Raw genomic sequence first — 10,890 nt, forward strand, 5'->3', positions numbered from 1 at the left:
CAGTCCTCACGTAGCAACTCCTGAGCCGAAGTCTCGCCGCGAGGCTACGGTCTACGCTGTGCGAAGAGATCAGCCAAAGAGTTGTCCACCATATTCAACGCCGAGGCGATCGCCATATGCATATCCAAGTATTGGTAGGAGCCCAGTCGCCCACCAAAGAAGACCTGATCCTCGTGTTTCATGCGCTCCCGATAGGCCATCAGGGTCTGTCGATCTGAGGCGGTATTAATCGGGTAGTACGGCTCGTCATCACCCTCAGCAAAGCGTGAAAACTCGCGGAAAATTACCGTTCGCTCGCGCTGGTAATCACGCTCTGGGTGGAAATGCCGAAACTCGATAATGCGCGTGTAGGGCACCTCCAAGTCACCATAATTCATCACCGGACATCCCTGAAAATCGCCAGTATCGACGATCTCCTCGTCAAAATCGACGGTTCTCCACGACAGATTCCCCTCCTCCCCGTTGAAGTACCGATCGATCGGACCCGTGTACACAACAGGAACATTCCCAACGGTTGCGGCTTGGCCTAGGGGGTGGTGCGGATCAAAAAAGTCAGAGTCCAGATAGACATCAATTCTGGGATGGTCAGCCATCTGGGACAACCAGTGCGCATAGCCGTGGAGAGGAAGCCCCTCGTAGGTATCCGTGAAATAACGATTGTCGTAGGTGAAGCGCACCGGCAGGCGCGTGATGATGGAGGCAGGGAGGTCTCGCGGATCAGTTTGCCATTGTTTCGCCGTGTAGTTCTTGAAGAAGGCTTCGAAGAGGGGACGCCCCACTAAGGAGATCCCCTTCGATTCAAAATCGTGGATCTCTTGATCGTCTACCTCACTGGCCTGCTCGGCGATCAATGCCCGCGCCTGATCGGGGCTCAGCGCGGCTCCGAAGAATTGGTTGATCGTCCCCAGGTTAATGGGCATGGGGTAGACAACTCCACCCACTGTCGTCCACACCTTGTGAATGTAGGGCGTGAAGGAGGTAAAGCGATTCACATACTCCCACACTCTCTCATTCGATGTGTGGAAGATGTGGGCGCCGTAACGGTGTACCTCAATGCCTGTCGATGGCTCAATCTCCGAGTAGGCATTCCCCCCAATATGGGGACGCCGTTCAACGATGGCAACACGCACGCCCCAACGGTTCGCGCACTGCTCAGCAATGGTCAGGCCGAAGAGTCCTGACCCCACAACAATAAGGTCGTAATTCACCTGGAACCTTCCTCAGACTAACGTCGGCCAATACCCCGATAGGTCCAGCCTGCAGCTTTCCATGAGGTCGCACGCAGGGCATTTCGACCATCCACAATGATCTTTCGCTTCACGAGGGCGGCCGCGTGAGTGGGGTCGATCTGACGGAAGACCGCCCACTCAGTACCAAGAAGCACCAAATCAGCACCCGTCAACGCCTCGTCAATCGTCTGCGCAACCTCGAAAGGAAGCTCACCTTGAGCACGCAGAACAGGACCAGCTTCAGGGTCCATTACGATCACCGACGCGACTTCTTGAGCAAAATGACGGGCGAGATCCAGCGACGGCGAATTACGCATATCGTCTGAATCAGGTTTGAAAGCCGCGCCAAGGACCGCGATACGCGCAGAAGAATAGTCAGCGCCCAACAATTCACGCACCGTGTGAATGACCCCAAGCCGAACCGTATCGTTCACACGGTCTACCTCGCGCAGAAAAGCGAGGGAGTCTCCCACCCCGAGCTCCTGTGCCCGAACCTGGAAGGCTCGAATGTCCTTGGGGAGGCATCCGCCACCAAAGCCGATGCCGGCCCGCAAGAAGCGCCGCCCGATACGCTCATCAAGGCCGATTGCCCCTGCAAGGGCTGTCACATCAGCTCCAGCGGCGTCACAGATCTGAGCCATTGCGTTAATGAAGCTGATCTTCGTGGCGAGGAAGGCATTGGCGCTGATTTTGACAAGCTCAGCGGTGGCATAGTCCATGACTAAACGCGGTGTACCGGCATCGATAATCGGCTCATAGACCTCATCCAAGAGACGTTGAGCGCGGATTGCGATCTCGGGATCTTCGGGCAGGCCGTAAACCATTCTGTCTGGCTCCAGGGTGTCCTTCACAGCAAAACCCTCCCGGAGGAACTCCGGATTCCAGACAACGAAAGCACCTGTGGATGCGACGCGCTGGGCAATGCTCTGTGCTGTCCCTACTGGAACCGTTGACTTTCCTGCAATCACCTCAATGCCTGATTCGCTAAATCCCAGGTGGGGAATCATCGCCTCAACGGCTGCGTCAACAAAACGCAGGTCCGCAGCCCCCGATTGGCTCATCTGGGGGGTGCCTACTCCAATAAAGTGGACAGAACAGCCGCGGATTTCCTCGTAGTGAGTGGTGAATCGAAGACGCCCCGCAGCCACATTGCGTTCGAGGAGCTGAGGAAGTCCCGGCTCATAGAAGGGGGCTATTCCTTGCGAGAGGGCTTCCACCTTGGCGCGGTCAACGTCGACTCCGACAACCTCATGACCAAGCTCGGCCATTGCTGCTGCATGAACGGCCCCAAGGTAGCCACATCCGATAACCGAAATACGCATTCCCTGACTCTATCAGGCTCACCGGCTCACGAAAGCATAGTGTTTATCGTGTCCGACTCACTCCTAGAGCGGCGTTACTCCGTCTCTGTCTCACCCCTGTTCTTCCCTGTGGGGGCAGCGCCCTGTGAGGATCGTGGTCTCAAGCGAGGAGTGCTAGGGTTGGGAGCTGGATGTGTCCAGTATTCAGGAGTGCGCCGTGCGTCTGTTTGTCCAGATTCCTTGCCTCAATGAGGAAGAAACCCTCCCCCTCGTCCTTGCCTCGATCCCTCGGTCGATTGAGGGGATTGACGAGGTGGAGATCCTTGTCATTGACGATGGCTCAACGGATCGTACTGTTGAGGTGGCACGCGCTCTTGGCGTCCGTCATTTCGTCTCCCACGCGAACACAATGGGGCTGGCACGTTCTTTCGCTGATGGCGTTCACTACGCGCTGGCCCATGGAGCCGACATTGTTGTCAACACCGACGGGGATAACCAATACCCCCAAGAGATGATCCCTGCGCTCGTCGCCCCCGTTCTGGCTGGCGAGGCAGACATTGCAATCGCTGACAGGCAAACGGCGAAGATCGCCCACTTTTCATGGTTCAAGAAGCGAATGCAGCATTTTGGATCAGAGGTCGTCAATGCAGCGGCTGGCACCCAGCTACCCGATGCTGCGTCGGGGTTCCGCGCCTACTCCCGGCAGGCGCTTTATCGCCTCAATATCATCACGCAATTCTCCTACTGCATGGAGACGATTATTCAGGCGGGTAACAAGCGACTGAAGATCGCCTCGGTTCCCATCACTACCAACCCCAAGACTCGCGAATCGCGCCTCTTTAAGAATATTTGGCAGCATATGTACAAATCGGGGGCGGCTATTATCCGCTCCTACCTCATGTTCCGCCCGCATCTGGTCTTAGGCTGGATTGCAGCGATTATGGGAATTATCGGCATCATTCCGATGATTCGATTCCTCATCAAGTGGCTCTTTGATGATTCCTCAGGCCATATCCAGTCCCTGATCTTTGGCTCTGCTCTCACCACCGGCGCGATGGTCACACTCTCCATCCTCGTGGTAGCTGACCTCCAGCGAACGAACCGTGTCCTCATCGAGGACGTTCTTGAACGCGTTAAACGCGTGGAGTACATCAATACCCACACCCCGCCTGGTATTGATGCTCCTCACGCCTGCGGATCGACGCACGAGGCCCCTCATCTCCCGGCTGATGCTGGAACACACTCCCAGGGCAGCCTTCCTTCCGCAGCTGAAGAACCTCAGCCGGAATAATCGCCCTTGGCTTTTTTGGCGTGTGTCGGCGATACAAGCATCGGCACTAGCCCCGCCAGCGCCACGCCGACAGCGTCAATCACTGTCAACAGCGCTCGCGACAGCACTGCCACAGTCAACGCTTGAGGTGCGCCTATCGCATCACCCAATGCAATGACAAACACCGCTTCACGAACGCCAACTCCCGCCGGAGCAATAATGAACAAGAAACCGGCCACCCACGCCAAAGCAAAAGTTCCTACACTGTGGGCGAAGGACACAGGCACTTCAGACAGCCCATTGACCAGAACGTGGAAGTGAATGCCAAAAGCCACCCACATGACACCGGACCATAGACAACTCTGCACGAGGGCAGAAAAGTCCACAACCTCCACACACTCGTAACGACGGAAGTATCGCGATATAAGTCGCAGCAGCCGGTTGAGCACAGGCGGGTAGATAACCGTAATAATCAGGGGCACAGCAACAAGCACCGGCCAATACTGAGACAGAAGGGTCCCCGAGTCCGCCACAAAGATCAAGAGGGAAGCTAAGGCTGCAGTCAGTGTCCCAACCAGCATCGACACAATCGATGCTGTAGCCGCCTGAGAGCGACTAATGCCATGTCGGCGGGACATCTCTATCTGAGTGACCACCGGCCACACACTCCCCGGCAGATACTTTCCGATCTGAGAGATAAGAAAGACTCGCATTGCCTCCAACAGAGGAAGCTCTGCCCCCATCGCCCGATAACTTGCTCGCCACGACAAGGCGTTAAGCAACGCTGCTCCCGCACCAGACACTAGCGCCACACTCACAGCCGTGCCTCCAAGACGCGAAAGACCTTCGGCCACTGAGAAGCGCTGTTGCCACACAGCCCACGCCAGCAAAGCCAGCGCCACGGCAACAAATAGGTATTTCACACCGTTTTTGACAGCGCTCATCTTACTCATTTCTCTCGCTTTTCAATGGCCAAGTTTACGGATTTCACCCCAAGTTTCAGCAAGACCGACTTCAAGAGGAGTCAGAGGTGGGAGATGGTAGTCCTCCCGCAGGCGAGAGACATCCAGGGCGACGCGCTGCACAAAAGTAGATGGTGTCTCAACCATCGTAATCTGCGGATCTACACCCGTTACCCGACGGATTGTTTCTAGCAGTTCCCGTACGGACAAGGTCACCCCTGAACCGACGTTATACAGAGTCCGCTTGGGCTCTTCGGACATCATCAGCGCCATGATCGCCGCCAAATCCTCAACGTAAATATAGTCGCGCTCCATGGAGCCATCCCCCATAATGGTCAACGGTTCCCCGCGGAGGATTGCACGGAGAAAGATCGGGATAATTCCTTGGCGTTTACGAGGGTTCTGCCTCGTCCCATAGGGGTTGGAAATGCGCATGATTGTCGACTGTAAGCCGTACTTCCTCCGGAAGTAGCCCAGATAGTTTTCGATAGCCAACTTCCCAATGGCGTACGGGGAAAGGGGGAAGGTCGGAGAGTCTTCAGAGAAAATCTGCGCCTCTTGGTTTCCGTAGATAGCTCCTCCAGAGGACGGGAAATAAACGTGCCCGACACCTGCATCGACGCATTCTTGAAACAGGTTAATCGACGAGAGAAGATTCGTTCGTATGTCAACGGTGGGGTCATCCTCTGCAGAGGCAGGGTCAGTGGTTGAGAGCATGTGAACCACGGCTTCTTTGCCGCGTAAAGCCTGCCGTACATCGCCGACATTGAGAAAATCGCCTGAAATCACCTCCACGTCCGCTGGCTTCCATCGCGGTTCGACACCATTGAATTGGTCGAAAACACTGACCTCATGCCCACGATCCACAAGCGCATCAACAAGATGCGACCCAATAAAACCGTTTCCACCAATAACCAGGAAGCGTGACATAGGTACCTTTCTTGAGCGCTCTGCCTCCACAGCTACCGGAGGCGAGCGATGCGACGTCAAAATACGCGCTCTTGCAGTAATGATACGCTGTGTCCGTTACCCATAAAAGGAAGAGCATGCCACCGTCTAAGCCCCGCCTCCTCGTTCTGGCCTCCACGTTCCCTGCCCGTCCTAATGACGGGATACCCGCGTTCGTGCAAGACCTCGCTCAGGCTCAAAGCGCCGAATTCGACGTCCGCGTTCTCGTTCCTCGCGTGCCTCACGCCCCCCGCACAGAGGTTTCCCCTGCGGGGGTCACAGTCACACGTTTCGCCTATTTTCCGCGCCGCTGGGAAGACCTCGCTGATGGGGCGATTATTGAAAACCTGCGAGCCCGCCCGTCTCGTTGGCTACAGGTTCTGCCTTTTCTCGTGGCGGAAGCTTGGGCTATCCGCAAGGAAATACGACACTTTCGCCCACACGCCATTCACGCGCATTGGATCATTCCGCAAGGCTTCATCGCCACTCTTATCGCCCCCCGTGTGCCCCGTGTTGTGACCTCTCTGGGTGGCGATCTCTACGCGCTCCGGGCAGCGCCTCTGAGAGCCGCAAAGTCGTGGGTGCTGTCCCGCGCGGGAGCCGTCACTGCGGTGAATACAGACATGACGCAGACGGCCATTGATTTGGGAGCTCCCCAGGAAATCTGCCACACCATTCCGATGGGTGCAGATCTCGATCGTTTTTCTCCCCAAGGCCGTCCGCTAGGAAAATCAGGTCGCCTCAATCTGCTTTTTGTAGGTCGCCTGGTCGAAAAGAAGGGCCTGTCTGTCCTTTTGCGCACCCTACGCGAACACGGGACACATATGACCTTAACAGTGGTGGGCGACGGACCTCTGCGCGCTCAACTTGAGAGGGAAGCCCAAGGCCTTCCAGTCACTTTCAAGGGGCAGCGTACCCGCGATCAACTTGCCGAGGACTATCGATCCCACGATGTCATCGTTGTCCCGTCCGTCCCAGCGGCCTCAGGGGACCAAGACGGCCTGCCCGTCGCTTTGCTCGAAGCGATGGGCACAGGATGTCCTGTCATCGCGTCGAACCTTCCTGGACTCAATGAGGCAGTGATTCACGGAAGCAGCGGTCTCCTCGTCGAACCACGGGACACCGACGAATTGGGGGCTGCTCTGGAACGGTTGAGAGACGACCTCGACTACCGCCAGCTCTTGGCGGAAGGGGCAGCCCAACGCGCTCAGCTCTTCTCCGTAGAAGCAACAGCCGAGCGCTATTGCGCGATCATTCACGACATCATCAAGAAGGCCCCTACGGACTCAAAAGCCTAGGAAATACCCTTCCCTCGTTCAGCCCCCATGGAGTGATGAGGGTGGCGCGTGTGGCGGCACGAGCCCTCCGCTCACCACTGACCCAGAAGGCACAGCGCGGCGAGTTCGAGCCCCTGGCGCCTTTTACGCCTCAGGTGAGGCCATCGGGATGCAAGCCTCAATCGTGACCTGAAGCTTTGCGAGTGTAGATCTCGAATGAGGTCACGTAATTCGGCGCTCCAGTGCTCATCATGGGTGGGCGAGCCGACTGCCAAAGCCATCTCAGCCATGAGAAGAAATTGCTGCCGATAATGGCCCGAGCGCAGATGGCGCAGGCGATCCCGGATGGCTCGAATTCCGCGGTTCGCGCCGATGACATTCGCCTCATGCTGGCGATAATCAACCGTTGGTTCCTTATCAATGATCCAATGAGCTCCAGCTGCGCGAGCCAGCGCATAAAGGAACCAGTCATGGACACTGATCCCCTCATACCCGTTGGCTTCAATATACGTCCGCAGCCTTTGATAGAGATCAAAGGTGAAAAGGTAGGTGGATCCAGGACCCCCGGCCTCAAAAAGATAATCCCACCGACGTTGAGGCTGACTTTTCACAATTAATTGGCGCACGCCATTATCGTCAAAAGCAGTGACATTTGACGAGACAGCATCAGCGTTTTGGGTCGTGAGCAAACGAATCTGGCGTGAGAGTTTATTAGGGTGCCAGAGGTCATCTTGGTCCGCAAATGCGACGTACTCACCAGCCAGGGGCTGCGCATTCAGGAATAGGTGTATGAAGTTGCCTGTGACTCCGGGAGGGCCACTGCGTCGAGGCAGTAACCGCACCCGGCTATCACGGCTAGCGTAGGAGTCAACAATCTGGACGGTGTCGTCCTCTGAGCCATCATCAGAAACGAGGAGGCGGACCTCTACCGCTTCTTGAGCGAGGATGGAATCAATCTGCTGACGAATCCACTGCGCACCATTAAACGTCGCCATGAGAACCACGACGCGAGGAGGTGTTACCTCCGCGTCGCGGCCCTCTAAGAGGAGGGGTGTCATTGTCCCTTTGCAGCGTATTTTGCTTCAACTTCTTCTTTCAGAGGTGCCCACCAGTCCTCGTTCTGGCGATACCAGTCAATGGTGGCGGCCAATCCTGAACGGAAATCAGTGAACTCAGGTTCCCAGCCAAGCTCCTCACGCAGCTTGGTCGCGTCAATAGCGTAGCGAAGGTCGTGTCCAGCACGATCTGCTACATGATCAAAATCGTCAGCCGGATAGCCCATGAGCTCATTCAAAATAGCCACAACCTGGCGGTTGTTTGTCTCCCCGTCAGCGCCGATCAGGTAAGTCTCGCCGATGCGCCCACGCGTAAGAATCTCCCACACTGCTGTGTTGTGATCACGCACATGGATCCAGTCACGCACATTGAGCCCGTCGCCGTAGAGACGCGGACGCACTCCGCACAGACGGTTGGTAATCATGCGGGGGATGAACTTCTCAATATGCTGATAGGGCCCGTAATTATTGGAGCAATTTGAAATGGTGGCCTCCACGCCAAATGAGCGCACCCATGCGCGTACCAGCAAATCCGACCCGGCTTTCGTGGAGGAGTACGGGGAAGAGGGGTTGTAAGGGGTTGTCGGAGTGAACTTCGCGGGATCGTCCAGCTCGAGATCGCCGTAGACCTCGTCAGTGGAAATATGGTGGAAACGAACCTTATGGCGCCTTACTGCTTCAAGAAGTACATAGGTCCCCATGAGGTTGGTGTGCATAAAAGGAGACGGATCATTCAAGGAATTATCGTTATGCGACTCCGCAGCGAAATGCACAACGGCGTCTGCCTTCGCTACCAGCGAATCCACCAGGTCTGCGTCCGCCACGTCACCTTCGATGATTTCCAACCGAGGAGCAAACTCCGGAGCAACAACAAGGGAGCCCTTGTTGCCCGCATAGGTAAAGGCATCCAACACAACGACATCCACATCGGGGTGGTCCTCGAGAAGAGTGTGGACAAAGTTGGCGCCAATAAAACCAGCGCCACCGGTGACGACGATACGCATGAGGAAAACTCCGATCACGAGAATGTTTCTTTGCCATTATGCCCTACCGCGCTATGCTAAGCATCATCCCATCCGTTTCGGTTCGTAACGGTTGACTCGATCCCACAACACTAGTACCACTGGCCCCAGGAGCATTGACGCATGTCTGCCTCACACGCCCTCTCTGTATTTGCTGCGCTCACTTTAGGAATCTCCACGCTGATTCCCGCAGCATCCACGGCATCCAGTTCAGCAGACCCCGTCGAGATCCTTCCCCTTACAACCAAGACAGCCCAACCAACCTCTGTCGCCACAGCAGCCCTTGAGGACGTTTCCCTGGGATCAGGACAGGGGCTTCACCCCTTTCCAGCGTGGAAAGTGACCGCTCGAGCCTCCAGCCACGAAGACCCCTTCGACGCAGCAGAAAACGCCGTCCTCCTCACGCATCCCCTTGAAGTCTCCCCCTTCATGGTGCTCGGACTGACCTGGGATGCAACAACACCCCTGTCTTCCGATACTCAGCTGTGGGTCCGTGTCCGAGAAAATGAGCAGTGGAGCGATTGGTTCTTCGTCCACGCTGAAGAAACGAGCAGCCGCGACGGCTCAGGTTTCCAAGGAGCAACAGAACCCTTCCTCACCGGTGGGGCGGATGCGATTCAGGTACGCGTCACCGGCGAAGAATCATCCTTACCTGCCAATCTGCAAGTCGCACTGATCCCCACCAACCCTTCAGAAGAAGAAGTGACCCTGTCCGAGGAGGATGTCACTACTGTCTCAGCGGAGAGCACCGGCATTGACGCCGGATCCGAACACGCCCTCACCCACCTCGGCGAGCCGACAAGCACACCCCACCCCCTCCTCAACCGCTATAAGCCACACACACAATCCCCCACCGAGCATGACGCGGATGAGGACGCAGCGAACGATCTCACTGACACCCCCGAATCTGACACCGCTCCCAGCACCACGCCGTCCAACGCTGAGAGCTCGACAAACCCCTCCCCTACCCCAGGATCCCCCTCGATCGGGGGCGGAACTGGAGGCGTCGGCATGTCACAGTCTCAGGGGTCTTCCCTCGCACGCCTCCACCTGCCTGCCACAGCCTCTGTTACTGATCTGCCTGTGCCAGTCTCATCGCGCCAGGATTGGCGCGCTGATGAAAGCAAACGAGATTGGGATCCCGAGTATCACCCTGCATCGCATGTTCTCGTCCACCACACGGTTGGCACCAATAACTACTCCATGAGTCAATCGGCTGATATTGTCCGAGGTATCTACCACTATCATGCGGTCACTCTTGAGTGGGGCGACATCGGCTACCACTTCCTCGTTGACAAGTGGGGGCGCGCTTTCGAAGGACGCTACGGCACTCTCGCATCACGCCCAGGACAGATGGTGATTGGCGCCCACTCAGGCGGTTTTAATTCCGGCACCATGGGCATCTCCATGATGGGTAACTACACCGCTGAGAGCCCTTCCACAGCCACCATCGCCACCGTTGCCAAGCTCGCCGCATGGCAGCTGAAGCGAGCAGGGGTTGACCCCGAAGAAACCGCCGCATTCACACCAAAAGGCGGCAACAGCAAGTTCCGTAAAGGCCAAACCATCCGGCTTCCGCGTATCTCTGGTCACCGTGATACCTTCGCCACCGCTTGCCCCGGTGAAGCCGGACAGAAGGCTCTGCCCAGCATCCGCTCCCTCGCTCATAAAGAAATCTACTCACCCCAGGCACCTCTCCACACTCCTCCCCCCACCCAGCCCACCAGCCCTCGCGGCAACTTCGAAGAAATCATCCCCAACACCACCAAACAAACCCTGACCGTCAAGGGATGGACCTTCGACCACGACACCCCCACCCCCATCTC

The 10,890-nt window shown here is 56.7% G+C and carries 9 protein-coding genes; 3 read left to right on the top strand and 6 right to left on the bottom strand.

Annotation, left to right across the window (positions count from 1 at the left end; all coding sequences use genetic code 11):
* Positions 1–44: 44 nt before the first annotated feature.
* Positions 45–1,208, bottom strand: a complete 1,164-nt coding sequence (gene glf, locus HWX48_RS07635) for a UDP-galactopyranose mutase (RefSeq protein ID WP_175956219.1) — start codon at positions 1,206–1,208, stop codon at positions 45–47.
* A gap of 17 nt (positions 1,209–1,225) precedes the next feature.
* Positions 1,226–2,551: a UDP-glucose/GDP-mannose dehydrogenase family protein gene (locus tag HWX48_RS07640; RefSeq protein ID WP_175956221.1), complete on the bottom strand. Its 1,326-nt coding sequence runs from the start codon at positions 2,549–2,551 to the stop codon at positions 1,226–1,228.
* A 196-nt stretch (positions 2,552–2,747) separates the two neighbouring features.
* On the opposite strand from HWX48_RS07640, the gene HWX48_RS07645 reads away from it, so the two are divergent.
* Positions 2,748–3,821 (top strand): glycosyltransferase family 2 protein, encoded by a 1,074-nt coding sequence (locus tag HWX48_RS07645; protein ID WP_175956223.1) that lies wholly within the window; start codon positions 2,748–2,750, stop codon positions 3,819–3,821.
* Here the strand turns inward: HWX48_RS07645 and HWX48_RS07650 are convergent.
* The gene (locus HWX48_RS07650; RefSeq protein ID WP_217701606.1) at positions 3,809–4,753 is read right to left on the bottom strand and encodes a lysylphosphatidylglycerol synthase transmembrane domain-containing protein; all 945 of its coding nucleotides are present in this window, start codon (positions 4,751–4,753) and stop codon (positions 3,809–3,811) included. The genes HWX48_RS07645 and HWX48_RS07650 overlap by 13 nt on opposite strands.
* Before the next feature lie 12 nt (positions 4,754–4,765).
* Positions 4,766–5,692, bottom strand: coding sequence for an NAD-dependent epimerase/dehydratase family protein (locus tag HWX48_RS07655; protein ID WP_175956227.1), 927 nt, complete (start codon positions 5,690–5,692; stop codon positions 4,766–4,768).
* Positions 5,693–5,808: 116 nt separating this feature from the next.
* On the opposite strand from HWX48_RS07655, the gene HWX48_RS07660 reads away from it, so the two are divergent.
* On the top strand, positions 5,809–7,008 hold the full coding sequence (locus tag HWX48_RS07660) for a glycosyltransferase (protein WP_175956229.1): 1,200 nt from the start codon (positions 5,809–5,811) through the stop codon (positions 7,006–7,008).
* A gap of 71 nt (positions 7,009–7,079) precedes the next feature.
* Here HWX48_RS07660 and HWX48_RS07665 read toward each other — a convergent pair whose 3' ends face one another.
* Both HWX48_RS07665 and rfbB read right to left on the bottom strand, forming a co-directional pair.
* Positions 7,080–8,045: a glycosyltransferase family 2 protein gene (locus HWX48_RS07665; protein ID WP_175956231.1), complete on the bottom strand. Its 966-nt coding sequence runs from the start codon at positions 8,043–8,045 to the stop codon at positions 7,080–7,082.
* The gene (rfbB, locus tag HWX48_RS07670; protein ID WP_175956300.1) at positions 8,042–9,046 is read right to left on the bottom strand and encodes a dTDP-glucose 4,6-dehydratase; all 1,005 of its coding nucleotides are present in this window, start codon (positions 9,044–9,046) and stop codon (positions 8,042–8,044) included. Before rfbB ends, HWX48_RS07665 begins: the two co-directional genes overlap by 4 nt.
* Positions 9,047–9,187: 141 nt before the next feature.
* Between rfbB and HWX48_RS07675 the strand changes: the two genes are divergently transcribed.
* A partial coding sequence (locus HWX48_RS07675; RefSeq protein ID WP_175956233.1) for an N-acetylmuramoyl-L-alanine amidase occupies positions 9,188–10,890 on the top strand: 1,703 nt, incomplete at its 3' end.

Origin of the sequence: Schaalia sp. Marseille-Q2122, from assembly GCF_903645355.1 — a bacterium.
GTDB lineage: Bacteria > Actinomycetota > Actinomycetes > Actinomycetales > Actinomycetaceae > Pauljensenia.

Coding starts and splice junctions, on each gene's coding strand:
- HWX48_RS07640 (WP_175956221.1), bottom strand. CDS start 2,551: ATGCGTATTTCGGTTATCGGATGTGGCTACCTTGGGGCCGTTCATGCA.
- HWX48_RS07650 (WP_217701606.1), bottom strand. CDS start 4,753: ATGAGTAAGATGAGCGCTGTCAAAAACGGTGTGAAATACCTATTTGTT.
- HWX48_RS07655 (WP_175956227.1), bottom strand. CDS start 5,692: ATGTCACGCTTCCTGGTTATTGGTGGAAACGGTTTTATTGGGTCGCAT.
- HWX48_RS07660 (WP_175956229.1), top strand. CDS start 5,809: ATGCCACCGTCTAAGCCCCGCCTCCTCGTTCTGGCCTCCACGTTCCCT.
- HWX48_RS07665 (WP_175956231.1), bottom strand. CDS start 8,045: ATGACACCCCTCCTCTTAGAGGGCCGCGACGCGGAGGTAACACCTCCT.
- rfbB (WP_175956300.1), bottom strand. CDS start 9,046: ATGCGTATCGTCGTCACCGGTGGCGCTGGTTTTATTGGCGCCAACTTT.